Origin of the sequence: Pollutimonas thiosulfatoxidans (assembly GCF_004022565.1) — a bacterium.
In the GTDB taxonomy this organism is placed as follows: domain Bacteria; phylum Pseudomonadota; class Gammaproteobacteria; order Burkholderiales; family Burkholderiaceae_B; genus Pusillimonas_D; species Pusillimonas_D thiosulfatoxidans.
Genome location: NZ_CP022987.1, coordinates 3,036,956 through 3,052,418, shown reverse-complemented (window position 1 = coordinate 3,052,418; position 15,463 = coordinate 3,036,956). Strand labels below are relative to the sequence as shown.

Below are 15,463 nucleotides of genomic sequence, written 5' to 3'. Positions count from 1 at the left end.
AAACCCGCAGCCGGAGTGGCCGTCACTGGGCACAAGTCGACGCGCCAGAGGGAAATCCCCTATGGAAACTGCAGCCCATACCCTGGAACATGCCATATTCATGGCGAGATACTGGCTCGCAGTCAGAAAATACATTTCACAGATAAAACCTCAGGCGCCTTTCAAAGGGCCACACTATCGCGTATCGGAGCAGCAATGGAAGGACGTTTAGCAGGCAAAACCGCCGTCATCACGGCCGCAGGCCAAGGCATAGGCCGAGCAACAGCAGAAAGATTTCTTGCCGAGGGTGCCACGGTAATCGCCACCGACCTCAATGAGTCGGCGCTTGCCGGCCTGGCTGGCGCAACGACCCGCCGCCTGGACGTCACCCGGCAAAACGATGTCATCGCGCTGGCACAAGAGGTCGGCCCCGTCGACATTCTGTTCAACTGTGCCGGCTATGTGCACGACGGCACCGTGCTGGACTGCGATCTGGATGCCTGGAATTTCTCGTTCAACCTGAATGTGCATGCCATGTATTACACGATACGGGCTTTCCTGCCGGGCATGCTCGATAAGCAGGGCGGCTCCATCATCAACATGTCGTCGGCCGCGTCTAGCATCAAAGGCGTGCCCAACCGGTTCGTGTATTCCACGACCAAGGCCGCCGTGATCGGCTTGACCAAATCCGTAGCCGCCGACTTCGTGAACCGCGGTATACGCTGCAATGCCATTTGTCCGGGCACGATCGAGTCGCCCTCACTGCAAGAGCGCATTGGATTGCAGGCACAAAAATACGGTAAGACACAACAGGAAATACAGGCCGCTTTTGTGGCGCGCCAGCCGGTCGGCCGGCTGGGCAAACCTGAAGAAATCGCTGCGCTGGCCGCCTACCTGGCGTCCGACGAGGCAGCCTTCACCACAGGCACGACACAAATCATCGACGGTGGCTGGTCCATCTAGCCTCCAGAAATAAAGAAGGAAATCATGAAACTACTACGTTATGGCAAACCGGGAAGCGAGAAGCCCGGCTGCATCGATGCACAAGGGCAGGTTCGCGACCTTTCCGGCAAAGTATCGGATATCGACAGCCGCACATTGGCACCTGACCAACTGCGCGCACTGCAGGGCATCGATATCGAGACCTTGCCCATCGTGGCGCAACCCGGTCGTATCGCCACTCCTTATGCCGGCCTGGGCAAGTTCATCTGCGTAGGGCTCAACTACAGCGATCATGCCGCCGAAACCGGTGCACAAGTACCCGACGAGCCTATTCTGTTCAACAAGTGGTCGCAACCGACCGGCGCCAACGACCCCGTGGTCCTGCCGCGCAACTCGGTCAAGTCCGATTGGGAAGTCGAGCTTGGCGTGGTCATTGGCACCAAGGCGCGCTATGTGTCCGAAGCCGACGCGCTGGCTCATGTAGCCGGCTACTGCGTGGTCAACGACGTGTCCGAGCGCGAATACCAGATGGAACGCGGCGGCACCTGGGACAAAGGTAAAGGCTGCGACACCTTCGGCCCCATCGGCCCCTGGCTGGTCACTGCCGACGAAGTCGGCGACCCGCAGAATTTGTCCATGTGGCTGGACGTCAATGGCAAGCGCTTCCAGAACGGCAGCACCAAGACCATGATCTTCAGCGTGGCTCATTTGGTCCATTACATCAGCCAGTTCACCACCCTGTATCCCGGCGACCTGATATCCACCGGTACACCACCCGGCGTTGGCTTGGGCCAGAAGCCTCCAGTGTTTCTGAAGGATGGTGACGTCATGCGACTGGGCATACAAGGGCTGGGCGAGCAGGAACAGAAAGTTCACGCCTGGAACGCCAGCCTGCTGGACTGAACCCACTAATCCTCTGGAGAGCACATGCCCGTCGCGGACCACACCAGCAGCCGTCTTCTGAAAAAAATCGCCGACGGCTTGTTCCGCTTGCTGACGGTGGCTATTGCGTTCAGCATGCTATTGATGCTGCTGCTGGTGTTCGGCAATGTTGTCATGCGCTACGTATTCAATTCGGGCATCAACATTTCCGAAGAAGTGGCCCGCATGTGTTTTGTGTGGCTGATTTTCATTGGCGCCGTGCTGGCTTTTCGCGCCAAGCAGCACCTCGCCATCAGCATGCTTATTACGCGGTTCTCACCCCGATGGCAAAAAATCGTACACGTGCTGCGCCAGTTGATCATTCTGACCGTACTCGGCCTGCTGATTGAAGGCGGCTGGGCCCAAACCGTTATTGGCCTGAGCACGGTAACGCCGGTTTCGGGTGTTCCCATTGCCGTCTTCAGCGGCGCCGTCTGGTTCTGCGCAACGGCCATGGCAGTAATGACGCTGATCGATCTCTGGATTGCCTTACGCACCCCCGCGACCGCTGAAAACACAGCGACCTTCATGACCTCGCTCGACTACATCGAAGACATCTGATCCCACAGGACGCGCGACACCGTTATGACTATATTGATCTTCGTTGGCGTTCTGCTTGGCTTCATGGCTTTCGGCGTGCCAATTGCCTTTGCCCTGCTGCTCAGCGCCATCGCGCTGATGTTCCACCTGTCGTTCTTCGACACGCAGATACTCGCGCAGAACATGTTGACCGGGGCCGACAGCTTCGCCCTGATGGCCGTGCCCCTGTTCATGCTGGCGGGCGAAGTCATGAATGCAGGCGGAATGTCCCGGCGGATGGTGCACCTGGCCACCACCTTCGTCGGGCATATCCATGGCGGCCTGGGCTATGTTGCCATTATGGCCAGCATCTTGCTTGCCGCCTTGTCCGGCTCGGCCGTTGCCGATGCGGCGGCCCTGGCGGCGATGCTGGTTCCCATGTTGCGTAGTCGCGGCTATGACATCAATAAGGCCACGGGGTTGATCGCCGCGGGCGGCATTGTTGCCCCGATTATCCCGCCTTCCATTTCTTTCATTATTTTTGGTGTCGCGGCCAACGTTTCGATCACGAAATTATTCATCGCCGGCATCGTCCCCGGGTTGCTAATGGGTTTGGTGCTGGTCCTGACCTGGTTTCTTGTGTCCAGAAGCTCGACCACCATGCAGTCCTCGGTCAAAGAGCCCTGGCCCATACGAGCCAAGGCTATGCGTGATTCCGCTTGGGCACTGTTCCTGCCGGTCATAATCATCGGCGGCCTGCGCGGAGGCATCTTCACGCCGACTGAAGCAGCGGCGGTCGCGGCCGTGTATGCGTTGTTCGTCAGCATGGTGATCTACAAAGAGATCACTTTCAAGAGCTTGTTCCCTCTCTTGGTGAACGCGGCCATGACTACCGCCGTAGTGATGTTCCTGGTAGCGGCGGCGCTCGTAACGTCCTATATGATTACCTTGGCGGATCTGCCCCGCGCCCTGATCGAGATGCTGGGCCCCTTGATCGACTCGCCCACGATGCTGATGTTCATGATCGTTATCTTGCTGACCCTGATAGGTACGGCAATGGATCTGACACCAACCATTCTTATTCTGGCGCCGGTGCTGATGCCGGTAATCAAGAAGGCCGGTATCGATCCGACCTATTTCGGAGTGATCTTCATCATGGTGGGTTGCACGGGGCTGTTGACGCCGCCGGTAGGCACTGTGCTGAACGTAGTGTGTAGCGTGGCCAAAATCAGGATGGAAGACATCATCAAGGGTGTGTGGCCATATGTTCTGGCGTATACGGGTCTGATTTGCGCCTTGGTGATCTTTCCGGAGATCGTTTTGGCTCCGCTGCGCTGGTTTTATTAACGTAGAAAAGAGGGTGAGACAACATGTCACGATTACTGAACACATTTAGCTTAAAACGCATAGCCATCGGCTTTACGGCGGCCGCCGCCCTTAGCCTGGCTTCTCATAGCGTCATGGCGCAAGACGTCCAGAAGCGCGTTATTCGCTTCGGTTACGGCCTGGCCGAGGAAAGCCCCACGGGCAAGGCTACGCGCTACTTTGCCGATAAGGTCAAAGAGCTTAGCGATGGCAAGCTTGACGTACGCACCTACGGCAATGGCTCCCTGGGTTCCGATGAGCAGATGCAGAACGCACTGATCGGCGGATCGCAAGAGATGACCTTTGTATCGACCGCACCATTGGCCGGGCTGGTCAAGGAGTTTGGCGTTTTCGACCTGCCCTTCCTGTTCGATAACGAGAAAGTCGCCGACTATGTCCTGGACGGTCCCGAAGGACGCAAGCTGCTGGACATGCTGAACGACAAGGGCCTGGTCGCCTTGCTGTACTGGGAAAACGGCTTCCGTAACATCACGAACTCGAACCGCGAGATCAAAGCCGCTTCCGATCTGGAAGGCATCAAGCTGCGCGTGATGCAAAACCAGGTTGCATTAAGCGTGTTCAATGGCCTGGGCGCCAACGCGATCCCCATGCCGTTTACTGAGCTCTTCACCGCACTGGAAACCAAAACCGTCGACGGCCAAGAGAACCCGCTAAGCACCATCCAGACCAGCAAGTTCTACGAGGTCCAGCCCTACCTGACCATTTCCAACCACGTCTACACACCGTTCGTGTTGCTGGCGTCGAAAAAATGGTGGGACAAGCTGTCGGCCGACGAGAAGAAAATCATCGAAACCGCTGCCAAGGACTCCCAGCAATATCAGCGCAAGATCAGCCGCGAAGCCAACGTGGAAGCACTTGCCTACCTGAAAGACCAGGGCGTGAAAGTATCGCAGTTCTCGACCGCAGAGAAAGAAGCCATCCGCGACAAACTTGAACCGATCCTGGCCGACCTGAAAGTGAAGATCGGCGCGCCAACCGTCGACGCCATCCTGGCTGAAGCCAAGAAAGGCGAATCGCAGTAATTGCCGCAGGGGCGCGTTATGGCCCCGTCGCTAAAAAGGCCCATGTCTGGATGACATGGGCCTTTTTTTGTGTAGCTGTCGTCCCCAGCAGGCACAGCCCTTGCAGGGATACGTCCCCACAGCCGCAATGAGACACCGACATGAACAGCCTATCGACCAAAGTATCGTCCCTCGCCGAAGACGCCACCTCCACCGTTCGAGAAGTCAAAGAGCTGGACGAACGCCGCCCGGACTTCCCGGGCGAACACTTGTTTGTACTGGCTGCCGGCTCGTTGTTGCTGCTGGCCGGTGCCAAAAGCCGGTCCATGCTGGGACGCGGCATCATGATGGGACTGGGCACGGCACTTATTGGCAGGGCCGCCACCGGCCGCGGCGGCGTCGCCAGGGTAGCCTCTGCGCTGACCAAGCTTCGTTAAGCACCGACAACGCCGAGGGCGATTCCCGGGCAATTACGCCTGAGCGCCCGCGATATCGACGACTACGCGGCCGCGGTAGGCCCGCATAGCGGTAGCGCAGTGAGCGTTGCTTAGAAGGGGATATCGTCGTCCATATCAGCCAGATTGGCTGCCGGCGATGCCGCAGGCGCGGCAGGACGACCCTGCGCAGGGCGCTGCGCACGTTGTTGCTGCTGCCCGGCGGGAGCCTGGTTGTAGTCACCGCCACCACCACCGCCGCCCGAGTCGCCGTCGCGACCACCCAGCATCTGCATTTGGTCGGCCACGATATCGGTGCTGTAGCGATCAGCGCCGGTGTCTTTGTCTTGCCATTTGCGCGTCTTTAGACGGCCTTCCACATAGACGGCACGGCCTTTCTTGAGGTATTCGCCGGCGATTTCGGCCAGGCGGTTATAGAACACCACGCGGTGCCATTCGGTTTCTTCGCGTTTTTCGCCCGTGGTCTTGTCTTTCCATTGCGACGTGGTGGCGATGGAAATGTTGCAGATGGCGGCACCGTCGGGGCTGTAGCGCACTTCGGGATCTCGCCCGAGGTTGCCGATGAGAATGACTTTGTTTACTGAGGCCATGACAATACCCTTACCTTAATGTTTGCATTGACGTCATTATCGACGATAAGCAAGCCCGCTACCAGTCTTCCAGTAGAAGCACGCTGAAGCAAATTGATCCACCTACGCCAACGGCTTGGACCCACGCGCGATCAGGAACCACACGAAAGCCAGCGCCGACGAAACCAGAAATACCGCGGCGGGACGTTGGGCCGAAGCCAGCAAACCGCCGGTAACGCCCCCCATGAAAACGCCCAGCGATTGCGCAGTGTTGTAGAAACCCAGGGCTAGGCCCTTGTACTCGGCGGGCGCCACGCGCGACACCAGAGATGGCTGCAAGGCCTCCAGAATATTGAATGCAATGAAAAAGCCAATCAGCAGGATGACGGTGCCCAGAAAGCTGTGGCGTGCCAGCGGCATCAGGGCCAGCACCACCACCAGTCCGGCCACGGCGACTTCCAGCGCGATTTTATGGGCGCGTCGCGTTTCGGTATAAAAGACGGCCGGCACCATCAGGACGAAAGACAGCAAGATGACGGGAAGATACACCTCCCACAGATTGGACGACGAGTAACCGCCCAAGGTCGCCAGCAGGCCGGGCGCCACGATGAACAACGCCATCAGGATGAAGTGCAGGCAAAACACACCGAAATTCAGGCGCAGCAAGTCCACATGCCCCAGCACGTCGCGCGGACGCGCCTGCACGATGGGCAGTTTGGCTTGGGGCACCGTGGGTACGACAAAGCAGGCAATCAGCAGGCATACAAAGCCCAACAGGCTGATCGCCCAGAACAAACCGGACAAGCCAAACTCGCCGACCAACATGGGCGACAGCACCAGGGACGCAGCGAAAGAAATACCGATGGACCCGCCCACCATGGCCATGGCTCGCGTACGCACCTCGGGTCGCGTGGCGTCCGCCACCCAGGCGGTGATGGCGGCCGAAACCGCGCCCAACCCCTGGATGATCCGGCCTGCAATAATCCAGTTGATATCCGAGGCAAGCGCGCACATCACACCGCCCGCAATGAACAGCAGCATGCCAAATACGATCACAGGGCGACGCCCGTAGCGATCCGAGGCCATACCCAGCGGAATCTGCATGAACGCCTGGGTGAGGCCGTAGGCGCCCAGGGCAAAGCCGACGCGGGCCGCGTCATTCCCGCCCGGTATGCTCAGCGCAGCGACGGCGAAAATCGGGGTCAACAGGAACAGGCCCAGCATGCGCGAGGCGAAAAGCAAGGCCAGCGTCACGCTGGCGCGGCGTTCCGTTGGCGTCAGCTTGAGCCGGGTTCGGGTAGGGGCATTCATAGAAACTCGATAGTAAATGGGCCTGCTGCGCGGCGCAGCGCCTTGTCGGCACACAGGCAGCCCAGCGCATCGAAAGAGGCAGCGCGTTATAGTAACAAGTTAGCCTCTGAAAGGTCTGAACTCTAAGCTTATGGAAGCGATACGCATCCGCGGCGCCCGAACGCACAATCTGAAGAATATTTCTGTCGACCTGCCACGCCACAAGATGGTGGTGGTAACCGGTCTGTCGGGCTCGGGCAAATCGTCGCTGGCCTTCGACACCCTGTACGCTGAAGGCCAGCGCCGCTACGTTGAAAGCCTGTCGGCGTATGCCCGCCAGTTCTTGCAACTGATGGACAAACCCGATGTCGATCTGATCGAGGGTCTGTCTCCCGCTATTTCCATCGAGCAGAAGTCCGCCGGCCACAACCCGCGCTCTACAGTAGGCACCATCACAGAAATACACGACTACTTGCGGCTGCTGTACGCACGCGTCGGTACGCCTTATTGCCCAGAGCACGGCCTGCCTTTGCAGGCGCAAAGCGTAAGCCAGATGGTCGATAAAGTTCTCAGTTGGCCCGCCGACACCCGGCTGGCCATCCTGGCACCGCTGGCTCGCTCGCGCAAGGGCAGCTTTGAAGATGAGTGCGCCAGCTTGCAGGCCCAGGGCTTTGTGCGGCTGCGGGTCAATGGCGAAATGGTGGCCATCGACGAACTCAGCCCGCTGAAGAAAACCGGCAAACACGATTTCGATGTGGTGGTCGACCGCCTGCGCGTCAAACCGGAAAGCCAGCAGCGGCTGGCGGAAAGCTTCGAGACGGCCCTGACTCTGGCCGACGGCCGCGTCATCGCCCTTAATATGGACACCGACGAAGAGCACGCGTTTTCCAGCCGCTATGCCTGTCCGGTGTGCCACCACAGCCTGACCGAGCTCGAGCCGCGCTTATTCAGCTTCAACAACCCGGTGGGAGCCTGCCCGGTGTGCGACGGCCTGGGTTGCGTGGACGTTTTCGATCCCAAACGCGTGGTGGCCTTCCCCAGCCTTAGCCTGGCCAGCGGTGCGGTCAATGGCTGGGACAGGCGCAATGCCTTCACGCATACCTTGCTGACCAGCCTGGCCGCTCATTACGATTTCGACATCGAGACCCCTTTCGAGGACCTTGCGCCCGAAATCCGGCAGCGCGTGCTCTACGGGTCGGATACGGAAGAAATCTCGTTTCTGTATCTCAACGAAAAAGGGCGCACCACCGTCAAGAAGCATCCTTTCGAAGGCATTATTCCCAACCTGGAGCGTCGCTGGCGCGAAACCGACTCCAGTGCCGTGCGTGAAGAACTGGGCAAGTACCGCCAGAGCAAGACCTGTCCGGAATGCGACGGCTCCCGCTTGCGGGCCGAGGCTCGCCATGTGTTGATCGGCGACGAACCGGGCGAAAGCCAGCGCCGTGGCCGCGCAATCTACGAAGTGGAAGCGCTGTCCTTGTCGGCCTGCCTGGCCTGGTTCCAGGCCCTGGAACTTACCGGCGCCAAGAAAGACATCGCCGAGCGCATCGTGCGCGAAATCGAAGCGCGGCTGCAGTTCCTGAACAACGTGGGACTGAACTATCTGTCGCTGGATCGCAGCGCCGACACCATTTCCGGTGGCGAGGCACAGCGCATAAGGCTGGCCAGCCAGATCGGGTCCGGTCTTACCGGGGTGATGTATGTGCTGGACGAACCTTCCATCGGCCTGCACCAGCGCGATAACGACAGGCTTATTCTCACGCTGCAACATCTGCGCGACCTGGGCAACAGCGTGATTGTGGTCGAGCATGACGAAGACATGATACGGTCGGCCGATTTTGTGCTGGACATGGGCCCCGGAGCCGGCGAGCATGGCGGACGCATCGTCGCACAAGGCACGCCCGAGGCCTTGATGGCCAACCCCGATTCACTGACCGGGCAATACCTTAGCGGGGTGCGCTCCATCGCCATACCCGCGCGCCGACCCGTCAGCGACGAACTGCACTGGCTCAAACTGAACGGCTGCCGCGGCAATAACCTCAAATCGGTCGATCTGGCCATACCGGCAGGCCGGCTGGTGTGCATTACCGGCGTATCGGGGTCGGGCAAGTCCACACTGATCAACGACACCCTGGCTACCGCTGTTGCGCAGCAGTTGCATCGCGCCCAGACCGAACCCGCCCCCTACGATAGCCTGGAAGGTCTGAGCCATTTCGACAAGATCATCAATGTCGATCAAAGCCCTATCGGCCGTACGCCGCGCAGCAATCCGGCGACCTATACCGGCATGTTCACTCCCATACGCGAGCTTTTTGCCGGCGTGCCTGAATCCCGTACACGAGGCTATGACCCAGGTCGGTTCTCCTTCAACGTCAAGGGCGGCCGCTGCGAGGCCTGCCAGGGTGACGGCGTAGTCAAAGTGGAGATGCATTTTCTGCCGGATATGTACGTGCCTTGCGATGTCTGCGAAGGCAAGCGCTACAACCGCGAAACGCTGGATATCCGCTATCGCGGCCGCAACGTCAGCGAAGTCCTGGACCTGACGGTCGAGCAGGCGCTTGATTACTTCGACGCCGTGCCGACGGTGTCGCGCAAGTTGCATACCTTGATGGACGTGGGCCTGTCGTATCTACGGCTGGGCCAAAGCGCGACCACGCTATCGGGCGGCGAAGCCCAGCGGGTCAAGCTGTCCCTTGAGTTGTCCAAACGCAGCACTGGCCGCACGCTTTACATTCTGGACGAGCCCACGACCGGGCTGCACTTCCAAGACATCGCTTTACTGCTTGAGGTCTTGCGCAAGCTGGTGGAAGGTGGCAACACCGTGGTGGTCATCGAGCACAATCTGGATGTCATCAAGACTGCCGACTGGGTCATCGACATGGGACCGGAAGGCGGTAACGGTGGCGGTCGCATCGTGGCTCAGGGTACGCCTGAAGATATTGCCGCCGCCTCTGCAAGCCACACCGGTAGCTATCTGAAGCCGCTGTTGCAAGCGTAGGCGCGGTCGGCGCCCGGTCCGTTCAGTCCATGCGGAACAGATGACCGTGCTCGCGGATGGCATAGCGGTCGGTCATGCCCGCGATGTAGTCGGCAATGGCACGGGCCTGCGCCGTATCGTCGCTGCGCCGGTACTCATCAGCCAGCAAGCGCGGCTCTTGCAGAAAGGCGCGGAAAAGATCGCGAACGATCGCCCTGGCCTTGGTCGTCATGCGCATGACGCGATAATGGCGGTATAGATTCTCGAGCAAAAATGCCTTCAAGGCATCGGCCTGCGCGCGCATGGCATCAGAAAACGCAGCCAGCGGCGGTGCGGCGCGCACCTCGTCCACTGAAGCGGGGCCATGCCTGCGTATATTGGCCAGCGTCGTTTCGGTCAGGTCTATGACCAGGGTATTGATCATGGCGCGTATGATCTCGGCCACCAGCCGGCGCTTTTCCAGTTGCGGATATAAGCGCTCTACTTGCGCTCGGTGACTGGCGAATATTTCCAGTGTCTGCAGTTGCTCGACCGTGATCAGGCCGGAACGAAGGCCGTCATCGATATCGTGATTGTTATAGGCGATCTCGTCAGCAAGATTGGCAATCTGCGCCTCCAGCGAAGGCTGTGCCCGCTTCAGGAACCGTTCGCCCACATCGCCCAGCAGGCGCGCATGCTTGACCGAACAGTGCTTCAGTATGCCTTCACGAGTTTCAAAGCACAGGTTCAAGCCGTTAAAGGCGGCGTAACGCTCTTCGAGCTCGTCCACGACGCGCAGGCTTTGCAAGTTATGTTCGAAGCCGCCCGCCTGCGGTGTCAGCTCGCGCATGCAGGCGTTAAGCTCATCCTGGCCGGCGTGCCCGAAAGGAGTATGGCCTAGGTCGTGCGCCAAAGAGATCGCCTCGGTCAGGTCTTCGTGCAAGCCCAAATTGCGCGCCAGGCTGCGGGCAATTTGGGCGACCTCTATGCTGTGCGTCAAGCGCGTACGAAACAGGTCTCCCTCGTGATTGATGAACACCTGAGTCTTGTACTCGAGCAAACGAAACGCATTGCTATGAATGATGCGGTCGCGGTCGCGCTGAAACTGATTGCGTCCGGTGGGCGGCGATTCAGCGTGCTGGCGGCCGCGGGACCGCGTCGGATCACAAGCGTAGGGGGCCAGGACTGACATGATCGCGCTCAGGCCGTCGCCGACGCCGTGTCGGGCTCCAACACCTTGCTCAACGCCTCCTGCGGCACGACCCCGACGCAAGCCTGGCCTATCTCGGGCAGCAGCACAAAACGCAGTTGACCCCCCTCGGTCTTCTTGTCCACTTGCATCAGCTCTATCCAGCGCTCGGTGCCCAGCTCTGGCGGATTTACGGGGCAGCCTATTTCTTGCACCAGCGTGCGGATGCGCCGCACGCTTTGCAGCGACAGGCCTTGCGTCAGCGCCGAAAGCTGTGCCGCTTGCACCATGCCGCAACCGACAGCTTCGCCATGCAGCCACTCGCCATAGCCCAACCCTGATTCAATGGCGTGCCCAAAGGTGTGCCCGAAGTTAAGAATGGCGCGCAAGCCGCTCTCGCGTTCATCCTGCGAGACCACCTGCGCCTTCAGTTCGCAGGAGCGCTGGATGGCGTAGGTGATGGCCTGCGGCTCTAGCGTACGCAGCCCAGCCACGTTGGCGACGCACCAGTCGAAAAACTTTGCGTCGATGATCATCCCGTATTTGATGACCTCTGCCAGCCCTGCGGATATCTCGCGAGCCGGAAGCGTGGTGAGCACATCGGTATCGATTTCAACCGCTATGGGCTGATAGAACGCACCTATCATGTTCTTGCCCAGGGGATGGTTGATGGCGGTCTTGCCGCCCACTGACGAGTCCACCTGCGCCAGCAAGGTCGTGGGCACTTGCACAAAGCGAATGCCGCGCATGTAGCTGGCAGCCGCAAAGCCGCACATATCGCCGATGACGCCGCCGCCCAGTGCAACTAATACGGCCTTGCGGTCCAGCCGGTTCTGCAGCAGAGCGTCAAAAATAAGATTAAGGGTTTGCCAGTCTTTGAAGGCTTCGCCATCGGGCAGCTCGATGAAGAACACTTGCTTGCCGGTGGCAGCCAGCGCGTCCCGCACACGGTCGCCATACAGCGCAGCCACCTTGGGGTTGGTCACCACCGCGATCGCCGTGGCGTCGGCGGGTATGCTCTCGGCCAGACGATCCAGGCGTCCCGCGCCTACGTGTATCGGATAGGCGCCGCCCGGCGTACTGACTTGCACTGTGGTCATGACTGCACCTCGTGTTGTTGCAATAAGGGAACAAGCGTGCGCAACACCTGCGGAACCGGCATGGTTCCTGTTTCGAAGATGAAGCTGGCCACGCTTTCGTACAGCGGCTCACGCTCGGCCAGCAGGGCTTGAAGCCGAGCTTGCGGATCGGGCGTCTGCAACAGGGGTCGATTGCGGTCGCGCGCAACACGCCTATAGAGCTCTTGAGGGCTGGCGCGCAAGTACACGACTACACCCCTATCCTTTAAAAAACGCCGGTTTTCCGGGGCGAGTATCGCTCCGCCGCCGGTCGCCAGTACAATGCCGCTACGTTGCGAACATTCATCAAGAAGAGCGGTCTCACGTTTACGGAAACCATCTTCGCCTTCAATTTCAAAAATCAAGGCCACGCGCACGCCGCAACGCGCTTCCAGCTCATGATCCAGATCGACGAATTCGCGCCCCAGCAGCCGGGCAAGGCTGCGTCCTATGGTAGTCTTTCCGGCACCCATCATGCCCACCAGAAATACGGGCAGATCGTGCGGTAAGGTAGCGCCTTCCGGCTCTTGATGGCCATGGCGGCCCGCATCTTCGGCGGCGGGCTCCAAAGGTAAAGAGTCATTCATTTGTGTATTATCCCACTTGCAACCCGAACACTCGCCGCTACACTGCATTACATGGTTACAGAAACCTGATGCGTAAATCATAGTCTGACTGCGGTTAGACTTAAAATCGCCCCTAATGAGTTCTTCTACCGATTCCCCCAAAAACAATACCGGCTCGTCCCGTTCGTGGATAGCCCGTTTTTTTATCAAGTCGGCGATCTTTGTCGCCGGGCTGGGGCTATGCGGCGCTCTGCTGGGCTCTTTGGCCCTGGCGCTTGCGTGGCCCAACTTGCCCGACCTGAGCGCCATGATCGATTACCGGCCCCGCGTACCTCTGCGCATCTATACGGCCGACAAAGTACTCATAGGCGAATTTGGCGAAGAGCGCCGGAACATCCTGCGCTTCAACGAGATCCCCGACGTCATGAAGTCGGCCATTTTATCAGCCGAAGACGACCGTTTTTATCAGCACGGCGGCATTGATTGGGCGGGCGTGGCGCGGGCTGTCGTCGCCAACATCACCCACATGTCCAAGACGCAGGGCGCCAGCACTATTACCATGCAGGTGGCGCGCAACTTCTACCTCAGCTCCGAAAAAACCTATACCCGCAAATTTTACGAACTGCTGCTTACCTTCAAGATTGAAGCCACACTTACGAAGGATCAGATTCTGGATCTGTACATGAACCAGATCTTCCTGGGCCATCGGGCCTACGGGTTTGCCGCGGCATCGCGCACCTATTTCGGCAAGCAGCTAAGCGACATCACGCCGGCCGAAGCAGCCATGCTGGCCGGCATACCGAAGGCTCCGTCGCGTTTCAACCCCATCGCGAACTTTGATCGCGCCAAATCGCGCCAGGCCTACGTGTTGGGGCGCATGCATGGCCTTGGCTACCTGACCGACGCCGAGTACCAGCAGGCGATGGCCCAGGAGATCGTCCTGAAATCCGCACCGGGCACGCCAGCGGGTGGCTATGCCATCCATGGCGAGTATGTGGCAGAGCTGGCGCGGCAACTGCTTTATGGCGTGTACCAAGACAACATCTATTCGCGCGGCTTCAACGTGTACACCACCGTTCATTCGGAAGACCAGGAAGCGGCTTACCAAGCTATACGGGACGGCATCCTGGACTACACGCGGCGGGCCCGCTTTACCGGCCCCGAAGAAACCATAGACCTGCCTGCGGGCATCGAACAAGACCCTGCCAGGCTGGACGCCTTGCTTGACGGGCTCCAGGAAAAACACCCCGACAACGGCGACCTGCTGACCGGAATCGTACTGGAAGCCAGCCCCACCAAGGTAACCGTCGCCCGCACCGCCAAACAGATTATCGAAATCACCGACAAGGGTGCCTTGCGTGTCGTGGCCCGAGGCCTCGTCAAAGGCGCCAAGGACGACGTACGCATAGAACGCGGCTCTGTGGTCTACGTGCACCAGACTGCAGATCACTGGGAGCTCATCAATCTACCCAGCGTACAGGCCGCTTTGGTGTCCCTGCGGCCGCAGGATGGCGCCATCCGGGCTCTGGTGGGCGGTTTCCACTTCGAGGACGGCAACTTCAACCGCGTAACGCAGGCCTGGCGTCAACCGGGATCCGCCTTCAAGCCCTTCATTTATGCGTCCGCCCTCGAGCGCGGCCTGACACCCGCCACACAAGTATCGGACGAACCCTTTGTGCTGACGGCCGCGCAAACCGGTTCCAAGGCCTGGACGCCCAAGAACTACGGCCAGAAGTACGAGCCCATGCTCACCATGCGACAAGGCCTGTACAAGTCCAAGAACATGGTTTCGATCCGCATCATGCAAGCGGTGGGGCCCAAGTACGTCCAGGACTACATCACACGTTTTGGTTTCGACCGCGAGCGTCAGCCGCCCGTGCTGCCGCTGGCGCTTGGCGCTGGCAGCGTTACCCCGCTGCAACTGGCTGGCGGATTCGCCGTGTTTGCCAATGGCGGCTACCGCGTACCGCCCTACCTGATCGATCATGTCACAGACAGCAGCGGCAAAGTCATCATGCGCGCCCAGCCCGTGGTGGCCGGCGATGCCGCCGCTCGGGCCGTCGATCCGCGCACCGTTTATGTCATGAACGATATGTTGCGTGGCGTTGCCACATACGGCACGGGTGCACGCGTACATCGCGAACTGAAGCGCAACGATGTGGGCGGCAAAACCGGCACGACCAACGACTCGCACGACGCCTGGTTCGCCGGCTACACACCCAAGCTGGTGGGCATAGCCTGGATGGGCTACGACCAGCCGCGTTCACTTGGCTCGGGCGAAACGGGTGGCGGCGCGGCCCTGCCCATCTGGCTCGACTATATGCGGGTCGCCCTGAAAGACCAAGCGGAGTCACCTCCGCCCCCCATGCCGGATGGCCTGGCAGTCGTGAATGGCGAGTTTTACTTTGACGAGTTTCCTCCCGGGCAAGCAGTTGCTCGGGTCGGACTGCCGTCGCCCAACGATGTGCCGCTGGACGGAGGCGGAATCGACGGCATAGGCGATCTGCTTAACCAGCTGACAGGTGGCAGCAGTACCCCGCGCCAGGCGCAACCCTCTTTTATTGAATTTTGA

Annotated in this window: 13 protein-coding genes; 8 read left to right on the top strand and 5 right to left on the bottom strand. The window is 59.7% G+C overall.

What is annotated here, in order from left to right; genetic code table 11:
* The first annotated feature begins 195 nt into the window (after positions 1–195).
* From CKA81_RS14830 to CKA81_RS14805, 6 genes are all read left to right on the top strand, one after another.
* Positions 196–942, top strand: a complete 747-nt coding sequence (locus CKA81_RS14830; protein ID WP_128355982.1) for an SDR family oxidoreductase — start codon at positions 196–198, stop codon at positions 940–942.
* 24 nt (positions 943–966) lie between these two features.
* The gene (locus tag CKA81_RS14825) at positions 967–1,824 is read left to right on the top strand and encodes a fumarylacetoacetate hydrolase family protein (protein ID WP_128355981.1); all 858 of its coding nucleotides are present in this window, start codon (positions 967–969) and stop codon (positions 1,822–1,824) included.
* A 24-nt stretch (positions 1,825–1,848) separates the two neighbouring features.
* On the top strand, positions 1,849–2,403 hold the full coding sequence (locus CKA81_RS14820) for a TRAP transporter small permease (RefSeq protein ID WP_228255733.1): 555 nt from the start codon (positions 1,849–1,851) through the stop codon (positions 2,401–2,403).
* Positions 2,404–2,427: 24 nt separating this feature from the next.
* Positions 2,428–3,708 carry a TRAP transporter large permease subunit gene (locus CKA81_RS14815; RefSeq protein WP_128355980.1) on the top strand — a complete coding sequence of 427 codons (1,281 nt, stop codon included), beginning with the start codon at positions 2,428–2,430 and terminating at the stop codon, positions 3,706–3,708.
* Positions 3,709–3,731: 23 nt separating this feature from the next.
* Entirely contained in the window at positions 3,732–4,769 is a 1,038-nt protein-coding gene (locus tag CKA81_RS14810) for a TRAP transporter substrate-binding protein (RefSeq protein WP_128355979.1), read from the top strand.
* Between the two features lie 140 nt (positions 4,770–4,909).
* Positions 4,910–5,185 carry a hypothetical protein gene (locus tag CKA81_RS14805; protein WP_128355978.1) on the top strand — a complete coding sequence of 92 codons (276 nt, stop codon included), beginning with the start codon at positions 4,910–4,912 and terminating at the stop codon, positions 5,183–5,185.
* Between the two features lie 110 nt (positions 5,186–5,295).
* Here CKA81_RS14805 and ssb read toward each other — a convergent pair whose 3' ends face one another.
* Positions 5,296–5,793, bottom strand: coding sequence for a single-stranded DNA-binding protein (ssb, locus tag CKA81_RS14800; RefSeq protein WP_128355977.1), 498 nt, complete (start codon positions 5,791–5,793; stop codon positions 5,296–5,298).
* A gap of 102 nt (positions 5,794–5,895) precedes the next feature.
* On the bottom strand, positions 5,896–7,083 hold the full coding sequence (locus tag CKA81_RS14795; RefSeq protein ID WP_128355976.1) for an MFS transporter: 1,188 nt from the start codon (positions 7,081–7,083) through the stop codon (positions 5,896–5,898).
* 130 nt (positions 7,084–7,213) lie between these two features.
* On the opposite strand from CKA81_RS14795, the gene uvrA reads away from it, so the two are divergent.
* Positions 7,214–10,060 (top strand): excinuclease ABC subunit UvrA, encoded by a 2,847-nt coding sequence (gene uvrA, locus CKA81_RS14790; RefSeq protein ID WP_128355975.1) that lies wholly within the window; start codon positions 7,214–7,216, stop codon positions 10,058–10,060.
* A 22-nt stretch (positions 10,061–10,082) separates the two neighbouring features.
* Here the strand turns inward: uvrA and CKA81_RS14785 are convergent, their stop codons facing one another.
* The 3 genes from CKA81_RS14785 to CKA81_RS14775 are packed head-to-tail and all read right to left on the bottom strand — an operon-like array spanning position 10,083 to position 12,912.
* Positions 10,083–11,210, bottom strand: a complete 1,128-nt coding sequence (locus CKA81_RS14785) for a deoxyguanosinetriphosphate triphosphohydrolase (RefSeq protein ID WP_128355974.1) — start codon at positions 11,208–11,210, stop codon at positions 10,083–10,085.
* Positions 11,211–11,218: 8 nt separating this feature from the next.
* On the bottom strand, positions 11,219–12,307 hold the full coding sequence (gene aroB, locus CKA81_RS14780) for a 3-dehydroquinate synthase (protein ID WP_128355973.1): 1,089 nt from the start codon (positions 12,305–12,307) through the stop codon (positions 11,219–11,221).
* On the bottom strand, positions 12,304–12,912 hold the full coding sequence (locus CKA81_RS14775; RefSeq protein ID WP_128355972.1) for a shikimate kinase: 609 nt from the start codon (positions 12,910–12,912) through the stop codon (positions 12,304–12,306). Before CKA81_RS14775 ends, aroB begins: the two co-directional genes overlap by 4 nt.
* A 115-nt stretch (positions 12,913–13,027) precedes the next feature.
* On the opposite strand from CKA81_RS14775, the gene CKA81_RS14770 reads away from it, so the two are divergent.
* A complete protein-coding gene (locus CKA81_RS14770; RefSeq protein ID WP_128355971.1) occupies positions 13,028–15,463 on the top strand; it encodes a penicillin-binding protein 1A in 2,436 nt (811 codons plus the stop codon).